14 protein-coding genes are annotated in these 15,106 nt (G+C 70.7%); 6 read left to right on the top strand and 8 right to left on the bottom strand.

Translation table 11 applies throughout. The annotated features are described in order from the left end of the window. The first annotated feature begins 34 nt into the window (after window positions 1-34). The gene (locus tag I4J89_RS27390) at window positions 35-397 is read left to right on the top strand and encodes a hypothetical protein (protein ID WP_196416965.1); all 363 of its coding nucleotides are present in this window, start codon (window positions 35-37) and stop codon (window positions 395-397) included. Here the strand turns inward: I4J89_RS27390 and I4J89_RS27395 are convergent. From I4J89_RS27395 to I4J89_RS27410, 4 genes are all read right to left on the bottom strand, one after another. Next, window positions 349-816 carry a hypothetical protein gene (locus I4J89_RS27395; RefSeq protein ID WP_196416966.1) on the bottom strand — a complete coding sequence of 156 codons (468 nt, stop codon included), beginning with the start codon at window positions 814-816 and terminating at the stop codon, window positions 349-351. The two genes, I4J89_RS27390 and I4J89_RS27395, sit on opposite strands and share 49 nt — an antisense overlap. Window positions 817-909: 93 nt before the next feature. Beyond that, entirely contained in the window at window positions 910-2,286 is a 1,377-nt protein-coding gene (locus I4J89_RS27400) for an MFS transporter (protein ID WP_196416967.1), read from the bottom strand. Between the two features lie 93 nt (window positions 2,287-2,379). Next, complete coding sequence (locus I4J89_RS27405) at window positions 2,380-2,814, bottom strand: MarR family winged helix-turn-helix transcriptional regulator (RefSeq protein ID WP_230859686.1); 435 nt, start codon at window positions 2,812-2,814, stop codon at window positions 2,380-2,382. Between the two features lie 122 nt (window positions 2,815-2,936). Next, window positions 2,937-4,388, bottom strand: a complete 1,452-nt coding sequence (locus I4J89_RS27410) for an NCS2 family permease (protein WP_196416968.1) — start codon at window positions 4,386-4,388, stop codon at window positions 2,937-2,939. 172 nt (window positions 4,389-4,560) lie between these two features. On the opposite strand from I4J89_RS27410, the gene I4J89_RS27415 reads away from it, so the two are divergent. Beyond that, a complete protein-coding gene (locus tag I4J89_RS27415) occupies window positions 4,561-4,866 on the top strand; it encodes a DUF2530 domain-containing protein (RefSeq protein WP_373688163.1) in 306 nt (101 codons plus the stop codon). 9 nt (window positions 4,867-4,875) lie between these two features. On the opposite strand, the gene I4J89_RS27420 is transcribed toward I4J89_RS27415, so the two are convergent. Beyond that, window positions 4,876-5,802 (bottom strand): DUF3027 domain-containing protein, encoded by a 927-nt coding sequence (locus I4J89_RS27420; RefSeq protein ID WP_373688164.1) that lies wholly within the window; start codon window positions 5,800-5,802, stop codon window positions 4,876-4,878. Between I4J89_RS27420 and I4J89_RS27425 the strand changes: the two genes are divergently transcribed. The 4 genes from I4J89_RS27425 (at window position 5,801) to I4J89_RS27440 (ending at window position 10,443) form a co-directional block, all read left to right on the top strand. Next, window positions 5,801-7,771 carry an MFS transporter gene (locus I4J89_RS27425; RefSeq protein ID WP_196416970.1) on the top strand — a complete coding sequence of 657 codons (1,971 nt, stop codon included), beginning with the start codon at window positions 5,801-5,803 and terminating at the stop codon, window positions 7,769-7,771. The genes I4J89_RS27420 and I4J89_RS27425 overlap by 2 nt on opposite strands. Then, window positions 7,768-8,400, top strand: a complete 633-nt coding sequence (locus I4J89_RS27430; RefSeq protein ID WP_196416971.1) for a futalosine hydrolase — start codon at window positions 7,768-7,770, stop codon at window positions 8,398-8,400. Before I4J89_RS27425 ends, I4J89_RS27430 begins: the two co-directional genes overlap by 4 nt. Before the next feature lie 138 nt (window positions 8,401-8,538). After that, window positions 8,539-9,717, top strand: coding sequence for an MFS transporter (locus I4J89_RS27435; protein WP_196416972.1), 1,179 nt, complete (start codon window positions 8,539-8,541; stop codon window positions 9,715-9,717). Between the two features lie 129 nt (window positions 9,718-9,846). Beyond that, window positions 9,847-10,443 carry a TetR/AcrR family transcriptional regulator gene (locus tag I4J89_RS27440; RefSeq protein WP_196416973.1) on the top strand — a complete coding sequence of 199 codons (597 nt, stop codon included), beginning with the start codon at window positions 9,847-9,849 and terminating at the stop codon, window positions 10,441-10,443. On the opposite strand, the gene I4J89_RS27445 is transcribed toward I4J89_RS27440, so the two are convergent. From I4J89_RS27445 to I4J89_RS27455, 3 genes are read right to left on the bottom strand one after another with little or no spacing between them, the layout of a single operon-like run. Then, the gene (locus I4J89_RS27445; protein ID WP_196416974.1) at window positions 10,428-11,771 is read right to left on the bottom strand and encodes a GH1 family beta-glucosidase; all 1,344 of its coding nucleotides are present in this window, start codon (window positions 11,769-11,771) and stop codon (window positions 10,428-10,430) included. The genes I4J89_RS27440 and I4J89_RS27445 overlap by 16 nt on opposite strands. A gap of 10 nt (window positions 11,772-11,781) precedes the next feature. Next, on the bottom strand, window positions 11,782-12,978 hold the full coding sequence (locus I4J89_RS27450; RefSeq protein ID WP_309238502.1) for an MFS transporter: 1,197 nt from the start codon (window positions 12,976-12,978) through the stop codon (window positions 11,782-11,784). Continuing rightward, a complete protein-coding gene (locus I4J89_RS27455) occupies window positions 12,975-15,002 on the bottom strand; it encodes an amidohydrolase family protein (protein WP_196416975.1) in 2,028 nt (675 codons plus the stop codon). Before I4J89_RS27455 ends, I4J89_RS27450 begins: the two co-directional genes overlap by 4 nt. Window positions 15,003-15,106 lie beyond the last annotated feature (104 nt).

Genomic DNA, 15,106 nt, shown 5'->3' on the forward strand with positions numbered 1-15,106 from the left:
AGACATACGCGCATCGCATGTCTACGGTGTAGACATGCGACTCCTTCTCGTGGGTCGCGTCGCCGCGGCCGTCCTGAGCCTGAGCACCTTCGTCTTTCTCTTCCTGCACGATTCCTGGCACCGGGACAACATGTTCCTGGTCCCCGACCTGATCCTGTGCGCGATCCTGCTGGCCGGCGCCCTGTTGCCGGCACGGGCGGCGGTCGCCACCCTCACCGTGGGCTTCGGCTACACGGCAGGCGTGCTGACGACCTCGGTCCTCTCGTACGCGGTACGCGACGAACTAGGCCTGCCCAGCCTGATCGGCGCACTCGCCGCAGCGGTACTGGCCGTGGCGCTGGCCCGCGGTCAGCGGTCGTCCGGACGGCGCAGCGTCAACCCGGCCGCCTCCAGCTGACCCTCGACCCGGACCCGCTCGATCTCCCGGTCCAGACCGTCCAGCGGCTGCAGGTGCTCGGTCACGCCGAGGCGGCGGCAGGCCAGCTGCAGCCGAGCGTCATACGCCCGGAGCACGGCGGCGAGCCACACCGCCGAGCATCGCGTCGGCCCACTCCGCCGCTGGTGGTCGAGGCGCTGCAGATCGAACGCGATCTGCTCGATCGCCGGGTCGTCCAGCGCGGCCAGACGCGGACCCGGGTCCAGGACCCGCAGAGTCCGGTCGAGGGTGCGCAGCGCCCGTAATTCCTGCCGCCCGCGGCGGGTGAACAGCCGGCGCACGTGGCGCGTTTCCGGGCTGAGCAGGGCTGCCGCTGCGCACGGAAGTATCAGCAACGCTGACAGCGCCGCCGAGAGCACAGCAATGTGCGCGATAGCCACGGATTCGACGCTAAACGCTGCCCGGGCGGGCCGGAATACCCGTTTGGTGGAGGTGCTCTGCCAGGTTCCGCAGCGCGGATACAAATCTTGGATTCAGACCCGGGCCACCGGTCCGGACCGGGCGAGCGGCTCGGCGTGGCCACGGACCGCGCCGGAGCGGGCATCCGGAATCTTGCCGGCCCCGGCCGCCGCGGGAGGTTCCGCCGCCGAGACCAGGCGCACGCTCGGCCGCGGCCGTATCCGTACCTCAATCCGCTCCTTGCTCACCCGCAGCTGCCAGATCAGCGCGCCCACCGCGGCGGCGAAGCTGACCAGGCCGGCCGCCCAGATGCTCGACGGCACCCCGAAGTGCTCGCCCCACCAACCGGCGAGCGTCGCGCCGATCGGGGTGGTGCCGAGGAAGACCAGCACGTAGAGGGCCATCACGCGACCCCGGAACGCCGGGTCCACGCCCATCTGCACCCGGTGGTTGGCGCCCTGGGCCAGGTAGATGGAGAAGAAGCCGGTGGGCACCAGGAGCAGCGCGGCCACGACGAAGTTCGGCGCGAACCCGACGGCGAACTCGAAGACTCCGAAGATCAGGGCGGCGCCGATCACCCGGTGGACGCCGGGCCGGCTGCGGCGCCGCGTGCCGGCCAGCGCACCACCCAGCGAGCCGATCGCGAGCGCGGTGGTGAGCAGGCCGAACGTCGACGGGCCGGCCTCAAAGTTGATCTTCGCGAGGGCGGCGAGGGTGACCGGGAAGTTGAAGCCGATCATGCCGATGACGGCCATCAGGCAGATCGGCAGCAGCAGGTCGTGGCGCTTTCCGACGTAGCGCAGGCCGTCGATCACCCGGGCACTGCCCCGGTCCTTGCGCTCGGTGCGGAGCAGCTCGGCCGGGCGCATCCAGATGTAGGTGAAGACCGGGGCGACCGCCAGCGCGGTCGAGATCAGGAACACGCCCGGGGTGGAGAGCACCGCGAGCAGCACGCCGGCCAGCGCCGGCCCGCTGATCCGGGCGACGTTGAAGGTGGCCGCGGACAGCGCCAGGGCGTTCGGCAGCAGCCGCAACTCCACCAGCTCGGAGACGAAGGACTGCCGGACCGGGGTCTCGACCGCGTTCGCGATGCCGAGCAGGAAAGCGAAGACGAAGACGTGCCAGAGCACCACCACGCCGGTGGTGACCAGCACCGCGAAGGCGATCGCGAACACCGCGAACGCGGCGTTCGCCACGATCAGCAACTTGCGCTTGTCGTACCGGTCGGCCAGGCGGCCGCTCCAGAGAGTGAGAAGCATGACCGGTACGAACTGGAGCGCCGTCACCGCACCAAGAGCACCCGGTGAGTTGTCGGAGAGTTCCAGCACCAGCCAGTCCTGGGCCGTGAACATCATCCACACGCCGATCAGCTTCACCAGTTGCCCGCCGGTGAAGAGGCGGTAGTTCGGGACCTGCAGAGATCGGAATGTGGAGTTCAGGCCTGCCCGCACGTGGCTGCGCCCCCTCGGGTTCGGTCGTACGCGTCATCGTCGTGTGACGAAGCGGAACGACCGGGTGGGCCTGTCGCGGGGCTAGCCCAGTCCTCAGCCCCGGGCGACGCGCTGCAGGATCTCCGCAGCCTGTGCCAGGGTGGCCCGTTCCTCCGGGGTCAGCTGCTCCAATTGCTTGGCCAGCCACTCGTTACGTGCCCGCTCGTACTGTGCGTACACCGCCCGGCCCTCGTCGGTGGCGGCCAGGATGACCTGGCGCCCGTCGGTCGGGTGCGGCGTACGCCCCACGAGCCCACGTTCCTCCAGCTTCCCAACGATCTTGGTCATCGTCGGGGGCTGGACCCGCTCCACATCGGCGAGCTCACGAGGAGTCAGCGCACCGGCCAGTTGGAGGCTGGTCAGCGCGGAGAGCTGACTGAACGTGAGATCGCCGACCGGCCGGGCCTGGCGGACTCGGCGGCCGAGCCGGGTGATCGCGTCCCGCAGCGTCTTGGCCAGCGGTTCCGCTGTCGGAGGCTCCGTCGTCATCACCCGCTCCATCACAATATTTAGCCTAGCTAATGAGCATGGCTAACGACATCCGAGACGACTGAGACCACCGTCACCGGCACGGTAGCGCAGCCGGCGACGGTGGTCATCAACCCGCCGAATCAGAGAATCCAGGCCTCTAGCGGACCCCGGGCGAAATAGAGGACGAACAGGGCGGCGATGCCGTACATGAGCGGGTGGATCTCGCGCGCCCGGCCGACGGCGATCTTCAGCACGACGTACGAGATGACCCCGGCCCCGATGCCGTTGGAGATCGAGTACGTGAACGGCATCAACGTGACCGTCAGGAAGGCCGGCACGGCGATCGCGTAGTCCGACCAGTCGATCTGCCGGACCGTGCTGATCATCAGGAAGCCGACCACCACCAGCGCGGTCGAGGCGGCCTCGAACGGCACCACCTTGACCAGCGGCGCGAGGAACATCGCCAGCAGGAACAGCACACCGGTGACCAGGTTGGCCACACCGGTCCGGGCACCCTCGCCGACACCGGAGGCGCTCTCCACGTACGAGGTGTTGCTGGACACGCTCGCCGCACCACCGGCCGCCGCGGCGACCGAGTCGACGAGCAGGATCTCCCGGGTACGCGGCGGCATGCCCTCCGAGTCGAGCAGGCCACCCTCCTGGCCGACCGCGACCATCGTGCCCATGGTGTCGAAGAAGTCGGTCACCAGCAGCGTGAAGATGAACATCAGCACGACCAGCACGCCGGCGTCCGACCACGAGTTCAGCACGTTGAACTGGCCGAGCAGCGACAGGTCCGGCTTGTCGATGATCTTCTCGGGCAGGGTCGGCACGTTCAGCGACCAGCCGCTCGGGTTGGTGATCGACGGACCGAGCTTCGCGATCGCCTCAACGATGATCGCGAGAATCGTGGTGCCCAGGATGCCGATCAGGATCGCGCCCTTGACCTTGCGCACGAACAGCACCAGCGTGAAGAGCAGGCCGATCGCGAACACCAGGGTCGGCCAGGTCATCAGCTTGCCGCCCAGGCCGAGCTCGACCGGGACGGTGGTGTTGGCGGCGTCCGGCACGCGGTGCACGAAGCCGGCGTCGACCAGACCGATGATCATCAGGAAGAGGCCGATGCCCACCCCGATCGCGGTCTTGAGCTGGGTCGGCACCGCCTTGAACACGGCGGTACGCAGCCCGGTCAGCACCAGGACGGCGATCAGCACACCCTCGATGACCACCAGGCCCATCGCGTCGGCCCAGGTCATCTCCGGCGCGATCTCGTACGCGACGAGCGCGTTCACGCCCAGGCCGGCAGCCAGGGCCAGCGGGAAGCGGGCGACCACGCCCATCAGGATCGTCATCACACCGGCGACCAGCGCGGTGCCGGCGGCGAGCGCGGCGAGCGGCAGGTGCGCGCCCGTCTGGTCGGTGCCGCCCGCCAGGATCAGCGGGTTGAGCACCACGATGTAGGCCATGGTGAAGAACGTGACGAAGCCACCGCGGACCTCACGGCTGAGCGTGGATCCGCGCTTGGATATCTCGAAGTACCGGTCGAAGCCGTTCTTCGGTGTATATGACGGCGATTCGGTTTCCGTGGACATGTGACCTTCCGGGGCGACACATCGGTGAGACTTGTGGAGACCAGGCGCGCCACCTTGCGCAGACCAGGACCCGCGCATGCTTTCAGATGCGACTACCTCGGCAAAAGCGAAGTGATGTTACAACTCTCACGCGCTGCACCGATGCGGTGCGTAATGGCCTTACCCTGTCGGAGTGAGTGACCTGTCTCCCGCCACGCACACCGGCGACCCGCTGCCGGCCCTCACCGTGGTGACCGGGACGAAACCGCGGCCCGAACCACTGGACCCGCCGATGCTCCCGTTCGCGCTGGTCGGCGTGGCCGCCTTCGCGGTCGCCCTGCTGGCCACCTGGCTGGCCGAGGCACCGGACGAGTGGGTCGAGATCTGTCTGGCCGGCCTGCTCTGGGGCATCCCGGGCACGCTGACCATGGTCGTGCACGACCGGAACCGCAAGCGCCGCCGGGCGCTCACGCACGCGGAGTTCCGCGTTGTCGAGTGAGCTCCCGGCTCAGCTGTGACCGTAGTCCTCGGCCGGCTCACCGGACTCCACCGAGCCGTGGCCCCGGCTGACCGCCACGGTCTCCACCTCACTGTCGTCATACACCGTGGGTAGCTCCTCGACCGGCTGCTCGGCGGCGCTGAGCAGGGCCTCCGAGTGCGCGCCGCAGCCGTGGTCGGCGCTTACCGCACGGCCGTCGTCCGGCGCGTAGAGGTTGCCGCAGACGCCGAACATCTGCCGCATCGATCCGGCGAGCGGCAGGTAGAAGCCGCAGGTGCCGCAGCGAGCGTTGCGCGGAGCGGCGGCGGAGATCGGCGCTTCCGGACCGGACTCCCCGTCGTACCACCGCTGGGCGGTCTCCATCCGGCCCTCGCGCGACATGACCCGGGAGCGGCCCAGGCCGAGCTCCCAGGAGCCCTCCTCGATCGCGGCGTCGTCGCTGAGCACATAACCCGGAGTGAGCCGGTCGTCGTCCGGCGAGGTCGGCATGAGATCGCCCACACCGAGATCGCCGGGCTGCACCCGCTCGTTCCACGGCACCCAGCCGGGCGCGAGCAACGCGTCGGGGCCGGGCAGCAGGACGGTCTCACAGATGGTGACGTGGCGGCTGCGCGGGACCCGAGTCACGGTCACCGCCCACCGCCAGCCCTTGTAGCCGGCGAGGTGACTCTCGAAGAAATGAGTCACGACTCGGTCGCCTTCGGCGATCGCTTCGAGGTGCTCGCCCACGTCACTGGGGTCCACATCGGTGATGGCACCGCGAGCCACCCCGACGGCATCGGCACAGACCTGGTCGAGTCGGGCGGCGCGGGAGGTGGTCCTGGAGGTCACCCGCCCATTGTTGCCTACCGAGCCGGGTAAGCCGCAACGGAGTCCCCAGATAGCCGGGCGCGGAACAAGGCATGGGTCGCCCACATCAGTCAGGATGGTTCCCATGCCGTTGCTTCCCACACTCGGACGCACCGTCGGCACCGGTGTCCGGGCGGCTCGCCTGCTGGTGCGGAGTTCGGTGCGTGGCAGCGCCTGGGCGACCCGGCGGGTCGGCTCGGCCCGCGCCCGTGGCGCCGCCAACGAGATCGGCATGATCCGGCTCTTCGATCTGCACGCCATCTCCTGCGCGGGCGACGCGCTCATCGCGATCGGGCTGGCCGGGACGATCTTCAGCGTCCCGCTCGGCGAGGCCCGCAGCAAGGTGGCGCTCTACCTGCTCATCACGATGGTGCCGTTCGCGTTGCTGGCACCGGTGGTCGGCCCGCTGCTCGACCACTTCCGGCACGGCCGGCGGTACGCGCTGGCCACCACGATGCTCGGTCGCGCCTTCCTGGCCTACGTCATGGCCGACAACCTGCTGGGCTGGGGACTCTATCCGGCCGCCTTCGGGGTGCTGGCCTTCTCCCGGGCGTACGGGGTGGCCCGCTCGGCCGCCGTGCCGCGCCTGCTCCCGGAGGGTGTGGGACTGTCCCAGGTGGGTGCCCGGGCCAGCGTGTACGGGACGTTCGCCGGCGCCCTCCTGGCCCCGATCGGCCTGCTCGCCTTCAAGTTCGGCCCACAGTGGCCGCTGCGGGTGGCCGCGATCATCTTCATGGTCGGCGTGGTCATCTCGCTGCGCCTGCCGCCCCGCGCCGACTCCGACCCGCCCGAGGCCATGCCCCGGCCCTGGCGGGCGGTGCTGCGGCTCGGCCGCGGCACGGAACGTCCGCTCGCCGGCCGCCTGGTCCTGGCCACCCTGATCGGCTCCGCGAGCCTGCGGCTGCTCTACGGCTTCCTGCTGCTCTTCCTGACCTTCGCGATCATGGGCGACGACCTGAACACCACCGCGCTCGGCACCGAGCTTAGCCGGGGCGCGGCGGTCGGCGTGGTCGGTGCGGCGCTCGCTCTCGGCACGTTCATCTCCACGGCGGCCGGGACCGGGCTCACCATCCGCCGCCCGCTCGCGCTCCAGTCCAGCGGCCTGGTGGTGACGGCCGGCGTGGCCGTGCTCGCCACCGTCTTCTACAACCTGGCGATGCTCACGCTGCTGGCGCTGCTCACCGCGGTCTTCAGCGGGATCGCCAAGCTGGCGGTCGACGCCAGCATCCAGGAACGGGTGCCGGAGAAACAGCGGGCCACCGCGTTCGCGCACTCCGAGACCGTGCTCATGCTGGCCTGGGTGGGTGGCGGCGGGATCGGCCTCATCCCGCTGACCGGCCGGCTCGGCGTGGGGCTGGCCGCCGTGCTGGCGGTGCTCGCGGCGGGCCGCGCGGCCTGGGCCGCGGCACGGTTGCACAACGAGCGCCTGGCCGGGCGCCCGGATGGCGAGGTACGTCCGGACGACGCCCCGGCGAAGACGAAACGCCGCCGGACCGCACCGGCCGACGCGAAGGTGACCGATCCCGGGGCGTCGCCACGTCGTACGGCGAATTCCGAGGACTGGCTGGACGAGCGGCCGGACGCCTGGCCGGAGAGCGAGTTCGCGGCCGGGGCGCCGGCCGATCCGTGGCCGGAAGCGCCCACCGTGCCCGGACCGGGCAACACGGCCGCTCCCGCCCAGCGCGGCCCTCGACCAGCCCGGGGGCACGCCACGGAGCCGGGCCGGACCGCCGAAAAAGGCGCGACCGGCCGCACCGGGACGAACCCACAGCGTGCGACAACCGACGCGGACGGCCTGGACCCGACCTTGGTGGAGCCGCCCGCGGGCCGGAAGTGGTGGCAGGGCCGCCGCAAGGACAAGGCAGCCGGAAGCCGGCCGAAAACCGAGGACCCGATCCGCCCTGCGGGGATCGATCCGGCCGAGGGCGGCGACCGCACGGAACGGACTGACCGTCCGGAACCTCCGGTGGCGCCACCGGGATACCACGTATACCGGCCGTCCAGCGCAGGTTCGGGTACGCGGAACGGCGATCCTGGCCACGGCGAGGAGTCGTGAACGCGTACCCCATCTTGATCGTGACCGCGGTGGCCGCTGAGGCCGATGCCCTTCGTGCCGAGCTCGACCCGGATCTTGTGGTGGTCGAGGCCGTCGGCGTCGGCCCGGCCGCCGCCGCCGCGGGAACCGCCCGGTTGCTCGCCGCGCGCACCTACCGTGCGGTGATCAGTGCCGGCATCGCCGGCGGCTTCCCCGGCCGGGCAGCCGTCGGCGGCACCGTGCTCGCCACCCGCAGCATCGCGGCGGACCTGGGCGCCGAGACCCCCGACGGCTTCCTGCCGGTCGACGAACTGGGCTTCGGCAGCAGCGTCCTGGACTGCGACCCGGTGCTGGTCAAGGCGCTGCGCGCGGCCCTGCCCGGCGCGGTGACCGGCGACGTGCTCACGCTCAGCACGGTCACCGGCACGGCTGCGACCGCCGATCGGCTCGCGGCCCGCTTCCCGCAGGCGGTCGCTGAGGCGATGGAGGGGTACGGCGTGGCGTGCGCCGCCGCGGGCGCCGGCGTGCCGTTCGCCGAGCTCCGCACCGTCTCGAACCCGATCGGCCCACGCGACCGCGCCGCCTGGCGCCTCGCCGACGCCTTCGCCGCATTGCGTGCCGCCGCACCCGCCGTGGCCGCGCTGCCCTGACCGGACCGCCCTGACCGGACCGCCGGCCCGGGCGCCGGAATCCGTTACAGCGAAGCTGTTGCCGTTGTCGATCGAGACCGGCATGCTGCGCTGACAAGCCGTGGAACGGCGCGTGAACCATCGCGAGAGCGAGGCACGATGAACGACGTGAGCGGGATCGGTATGACGCCTGCGGCCCGCGCCCGGCTGATCGGCGCCGGCTATGCCGCGCAGGGTCTGGGATACGCCGCGGTGGTCACCGCTCTGCCCACGTTCAAGGACCGGCAGGACATCGACGACACCTTCGTCTCGGTGATCCTGCTGGTGGTGTGCGTCGCCGCGGCCGCCGGCTCGGTACTGGCCGACCGGGTGGCCGCGCGCTGGGGCAGCCGGTACGCGCTGGCCTCCGGCCTGCTGCTGGTGGCGGCGGGGCTGGCCGGTGCCACGGTCGCCACGCCGAACGTGATCTTCACGGTGATCCTGCTGGCGTACGGCGTCGGTCTCGGTGCGGTGGACGCCTCGCTGAGCATGCAGGGCGTGCTGGTACAGGCCCGGCTCGGGCGCAGTGTGATGAGCCGGCTCTTCGCCGCCTACACCGGCGCGGCGATCGTCGCGGCGCTGCTCATGTCGGGTGTGCTGGAGAGCGGGGCGGGTGCCTCGCTGGCGGTCGGGGTGGCCGCGGCGTACGCCGCCGTGATCGGCCTGATCGGCTGGCGGGCGTTCGAGCCGGGCCGCACCGAGCGGGTCGCCGTGGTGCGTGCCGAGGGCGGTCCGAGCGTGCGCCCGGTGGTGCTGATCTGCGGCATGCTGATCTTCACAGCGTTCCTGGTCGACTCGGCGGTGAGCACGTGGAGCTCGGTCTACCTTCAGGACTCGCTGGCCGCCGCGGCGTCGGTCGCCCCGCTCGGCTACGCGGCCTATCAGGCTGCCGTGCTGGTCAGCCGGTTGGTCGCCGACCACGTGGTGCCGCGCGCGGGTCGGACGGCACTCGCGCTCGGCGCCCTGGCGGTGTGCGGGCTGGGCTGCGCGCTGGTGACCACACTGCCGTCGATCGGGGCCGCGGTAACCGGTTTCGCGATCGCCGGGATCGGCGTCGGCGTGCTGGTGCCGCTGGCGTTCAGCGCTGCCGGCGAGGCCGCCGCGCAGAGCAGCGACGAGGTCATCGCCCGGGTGAACCTGTTCAACTACGGCGGCGCGCTGGTCGGCGCGGTCCTGATCGGCGCCCTCTCCGAGCCGATCGGCCTGCAAGCGGCCTTCCTGATACCGGTGGTCGCGGTCATAGCCACCCTCCCGCTGGCACGGCGTCTGCGCACGCTTGCCGTTCCGGCGCGGGTTTAACCCTTTTTCCGGTACGCGCCACGAAGAGTCACCCGACTACCACCGCGAGCGCGATGCCGGTCCGAGCCCCAACGCGACCGCCGGAAAACGGCACGTGGAGGGGCCGGCGCGGGTGGCTAAGCTGGCCGCGTGCCAAGGCTGGTGGACCACGACCGAAGGAGAGCGGAGCTGCTCGCGGCCGCCTGGCGGGTGGTCCGGGCACGCGGCGTCGAGGGCACCACCACCCGGGCAATCGCTGACGAGGCGGGCTGCTCGCTCAGCGTTCTGGCCCACTTCCTGGGCGGTAAGGACGACATCCTGGTCGCCGCGCAGAAGGCGGTCTACGACCGGATCGTGGAGCGCGCCTTCCGGATCGGCCGGAACCTGGACGGCCTGGCCGGTCTGGGCGCCGCGCTGGAGGCGGTGCTGCCGCTGGACGAGGAGCGTGCCGCCGACGCGCACGTCAATGTCGCGTTCGCCGGCGCGGCGTTGTCGCACCCACGGCTGGGCGAGTCACGGCGCCGCTCGCACCAGGAGATCCGCGGCCATCTGCGCAACTGCCTGCGCGAGGCCCGGGAACTGGCCGAGCTCAAGGACGGGGTCGACGACGAAGCGGTGATCGACGACTTCATCATCCTGGTCGAGGGCAGCACGCTGCTCAGCCTGGTGGACGGGTGGGCCGAGGAGGGCCGCGCCGAACGCCTGACCCGCCTCGCCACCACGTTCGTGGATCAGCTCCGGCGCTGAGCGGCGATCAAGTCGCGGTACCAGTACCAGGAGTCCTTCCGGGTCCGGGTCAGTGTCTCCCGGTCCACGTGGACCAGGCCGAATCGTTCGTCGTACCCGGCGGCCCACTCGAAGTTGTCGATCGCGGACCAGACGTAGTAGCCGTCGACGCGTACCCCGGCGTCGATCGCGTCGGCGACCGCACGCAGGTGGGCGTCGAGGAAGGCGATCCGGCGAGGATCGTGGACCCGGCCGTCCGGGCCGGGTCCGGAGTCGTGGAACGAGGCGCCGTTCTCGGTGATGAACACCGGCGGCAGGTTCGGATAGCGGTCCCGCAGGGTCGTCAAGATCTCGGTGAGCGCCGACGGCACCACCGCCCACCCGAAGTCGGTACGCTCGTCGCTCTTCACCGGCACCGGCGAGAACGGCAGCCCGTCGGGAATGTCCACTTCGAGCACGCCGGAGTAGTCCTTGCCGGCCCGGGGCGCCTCGATCACCGTCGGCTCGTAGTAGTTGACCCCGTAGAAGTCGAGCGGCGCCCCGATCACCTCGAGATCCCGGTCCACCCGGGCGTCACCGGCGCCGGCCCGGACCAGCTCGTTCGGATACGCACCGCGCAGGATCGGGTCGGAGAACGTCCAGTTGGTGAGGTCGGCGAAGAGTCCGGCCGCTTCATGGTCCGCCGGGTCGTCGCCGGCCGGGGACACCGGGAAGTGCTGGTTCGCCACCCCGACCGAGCGAGCTCCGTGCGCCCGCAGCACCTGCACGGCCAGTCCGTGCGCGAGCAGCTGGTGGTGTGCCGCGGGCAGCGCTTCCAGGCCGAGTCCGCGGGCCGGCGCATGGTCGGTGAGCGCGTAGCCGTACAGGGTGTGCACGCTCATCTCGTTCATGGTGATCCAGTCCCGGACCCGGTCGCCCAGCCGGTCCACCAGCACAGTGGTGTAGTCGGCCAGCCGGTACGCGGTGTCCCGGTTCATCCAGCCGCCGGCGTCCTCCAGCTCCTGCGGCAGATCCCAGTGGTAGATCGTCGGGACCGGCCGTACCCCGGCTTCGAGGAGCGCGTCGACCAGCCGGTCGTAGAACCCGGATCCGGACAGCACCCGGGTCCAGGAGAACGAGAACCGGTAGTCGTGCACCCCGGCCGCCGCGATGTGGCCGACGTCCTCGGCGTACCGGTGGTAGTGGTCGATCGCCACCCGGCCGTCCTCGCCGTGCCGTACCGTCCCGGGTCTCGCTGTGAAGGTGTCCCAGATGCTCGGGCCCTTGCCGTCCGCGTCGGCCGCGCCCTCGATCTGGTAGGCCGACGTCGACATGCCGAACCGGAATCCCGGTGGGAACTGCGGATACACGAATGTCCTCTCAGTACAGAGCACGCAGGCGGGGCAGGACGGCCAGCGCTGCCAGCGCGAAAGCCGCCGTCACGAAGTAGAGGGTCCGGTAGCCGCCGAGCGCGGTGACGATCGGCGCGGCGATCACCGGGGCGAGCAACTGGGGCAGAGTGCCGGCGATGTTGGCGACGCCGAGCATGGTGGCGCGGGACTCGGCGTCCGGCAGCACCTGAGTGATCACCGCCATGTCGACCGCGATGTACGCCCCCCAGCCCACCCCGACCAGCACCGACGCCACGATCACCACCGACGTGACCGGGATCAGCGCCATCACCGCGGTCCCGGCGGCGAGCAGGACGGCCCCGGCCGCGACGAAGACCTTGCGCTTCTCCCAGCGGTCCGACAGCACCCCTCCGGCGAAGCCGGCGACGCCCGCGAAGAGCACGTTCACCACGGTCAGGATGAGCACCCAGCCGGCCGGGTCGTCGACACCCACCCGGTCCGAGAGGTAGTAGAAGAGATAGACCAGAACCATGGCGTTGACCAGGTTCAGCAGGAACCGGATCAGCCAGGCCCAGGCGAACTGACTGCCCGGGCGCAGCAGCACGGCCCAGTGGATCCGCTGTTTCTCGATGACCGCGGCGGGCACGTCTCGATGCAGCACCAGCAGGGCGGCCGCGAGCGCGGGTACGGCGATCGCCACCGCGATGTACCCCGGTGCACCCTGCCCGACGGCGACCGCGACCGCCGTACCGAGCACGACGCCGACGATCTGGGCCACGCCGAACAGGGCGCCGACCGTGCCGCGCTGCCGCTCCGGCACCCGGTCGCCGATCATCGCGGCGAGCGCGGCCAGCGGGCCGTTCAGCCCGGCCTGGACCAGCACCCAGCCGAACACCATGGCCGGGGTGGAGCCGGCGCCGGCCAGGACGAGCAGTCCGGCGACGCCGACCACCGTGCCGGCAATGAAGATCGGCAGCCGCCGGGACCCGATCCGGTCGGAGAGCGCGCCCCACAGCGGATTGGCCACCATGGACACCGCCGCGCCCCATGCCGTGACCAGCGCCAGCAACGCCTCCTTGCCGTCCTCACCGGCCAGCCGTGCGGCCTGCTCGGGCAGCAGGATCTGGATCGGGCCGAACCAGCCCGCCGCCACCCCGATCATGGCCAGCCCGTAGGCGACCATCCAGCGGCGGCGGACCGGTGTTTCGACGCGCGTCAGCGTCACGTACGCGCCCTCTCCCACATCACGGTGTAGGCCTCAGCGCCACTCAGCAGCTGCCGGCGCAGTAGGGATCCGTCGGCTCCGGCCTGGTTGATCAGGTCGACCATCCAGTCGGCGTAGAGGCCGTACTGGGCGACGCCGTCGGTGTTCAGGTCGAACGTCCGGCTGCCGTACACCTGCCTGCTGACCGTCGTGCCGTTGGTCGCGGTGAATGGGTAGGTGAGCGGGCTGGACCCGGCGTTCGAACGAGGAGCGGCCTGCGTGCCGAGCCCGTTCACGTCGGTGCCCACGCCGTATCCGGTGATCCTCGAACCGTTGGCGAGGGCACGGTTGGCCCGCCACTCGTCGAGGAAGGTGGGCGTGTCCTGCCCGTCCGGCGTGGCCGAGAACGCGTATCCGGCGACGAACCCGCCGACGCCGAGCATCCGGTTGATCAGCGCCCGGTCGGACCAGCTGTGCACCGAGGTGACGCCGGGGTATCCGGCCTGCTCGGCGAGGTCGAGCACCGCGGTCGCGGTCTTCACGCTCATGTGGTCGAGATGGATGATCATCCCGCGGTCCATCATCCGCTGGATCAGGTACTTGCCGAGCTCGGTCAGCCCGCGGACGTTGCAGATCTTGCCGCTCGGGTAGACCGGCAGGATCGTCCCGGCCGGCAGGTCCACACCGAGTTGCAACAGCTTGGCGATGTCATCGCTGACCAGCGGCTGTTCGTTGTCGGACGGCCCGGTGCAGCTGGTCGCCTGCCACCAGTGGCCGGTGGAGATCAGGTTGCCGACGTTCACCGCGGCACCGGTGACGCCCGAGTCGAACCGGGTGCCGCCGAACGCGTTGTCGAACTTGTGCACCGGGTAGAGCCCGCTGACACCCATGCCCGCCAGCTCGTCGAGCCCACGGTCGATGTCGGCGGTGGTGCACTGCGGCACGTCCTTGATCTCGCGGCAGCCGAAGATCTCGGAGTTCTCCACGCCGATCGTCACCGCTAGCTTGCCCTGGGCGGCGATCTGGCGTACCTGCGCGGGCGTGCTGGCCAGCCGGAACCAGCCCTTGCCCGGCCCACCGCTGCGAGCGTCCACATAGTCCTGCATCTTGCGCAGGTAGTCGGCCTGCGCGCGGATCTGGTCCATCTCGTCGCAGGAGGTGTGCTCCAGGGTGAGGCCGCAGATCACCCGGTTCGCCACCAGCAGCACGTTGAGCACCCGCTGCCCGGACCGCCAGGCCCGTTCCAGGCTCCGGAAGTACGACGCCTCGTGCAGCATCGTGTCGTACTGCGGCCAGTCGTTGAAGGTCGGCCAGCCGTCCTCGGCCGAGTTGATCGGGTCGGTGCCGGCGATGATCGCCTCGAGCAGGGCGCCCCAGCCGAGGGTGGCGTGCGACGGGCAGCCCTTGAGGGCCACCGGTGCCCCGCCCGGCGCGTACGCGTCGCCGCAGTGCAGTGACCCACCGAACGCCTCAGCGGCGGTGATGTGCGCGTGCGCGTCGATCCAGCCGACCAGTTTGCCGCTGGAGTCCACGCCCGGGGCCGGGGTGCCGCTGACACCGGTGGCGATGTCCGCGATCGCTGCGCAGCCGGTGGCCGGCGCGAGCGCGACTGTCGAGTTACCGGCGCCCAGTCCACCCAGGTAGACACCCATCTGCTTACCGGCGGCCACGAGCTTGTACCGGCCCTCGGAGACCGTGACGGTCCAGTCGGCCCGGTCGCCGTACGAGTCGCCGGCCCACACCCAGCCGAGCACGCTCTGGTACGGGTGCTTGCCGGTGGAGTCGCGCAGCAGGTAGCGGCCGAGCTGGGTGGCCTCGAACCGGAACGGTTCGGCGCTCGCCGCCGAGCTGGTGAACCCGTAGCCCACCGAGTCGCGTCGCACATATCCGCGTGAAGTGGATCCGTCATAGACCTGGAGGCTCACGCACGCCCCCTCCAGGTCATTCGCAGGCGTCCAGCTCGCGGCCATGGCGGCGGGCGCGGGCAGCCCACCTACGAGGCCGAGCACCAGGACGCCCGCGGCCAGCGAACGTAGTCGCGCCACGGGACACCCCCTTTGATCGATCACTTGATCCAACAAACGGAGTGTAAGAAGCGTCACAGAATAGATCCAGAGAGAAAGGTGAATCTTTTTCCAGGATGCACCGC

It is taken from the genome of Actinoplanes aureus (assembly GCF_015704865.1).
Lineage (GTDB): Bacteria > Actinomycetota > Actinomycetes > Mycobacteriales > Micromonosporaceae > Actinoplanes > Actinoplanes aureus.

Coding starts and splice junctions, on each gene's coding strand:
- I4J89_RS27425 (WP_196416970.1), top strand. CDS start 5,801: ATGCCGTTGCTTCCCACACTCGGACGCACCGTCGGCACCGGTGTCCGG.
- I4J89_RS27390 (WP_196416965.1), top strand. CDS start 35: ATGCGACTCCTTCTCGTGGGTCGCGTCGCCGCGGCCGTCCTGAGCCTG.
- I4J89_RS27405 (WP_230859686.1), bottom strand. CDS start 2,814: ATGACGACGGAGCCTCCGACAGCGGAACCGCTGGCCAAGACGCTGCGG.
- I4J89_RS27435 (WP_196416972.1), top strand. CDS start 8,539: ATGAACGACGTGAGCGGGATCGGTATGACGCCTGCGGCCCGCGCCCGG.
- I4J89_RS27410 (WP_196416968.1), bottom strand. CDS start 4,388: ATGTCCACGGAAACCGAATCGCCGTCATATACACCGAAGAACGGCTTC.
- I4J89_RS27420 (WP_373688164.1), bottom strand. CDS start 5,802: ATGGGAACCATCCTGACTGATGTGGGCGACCCATGCCTTGTTCCGCGC.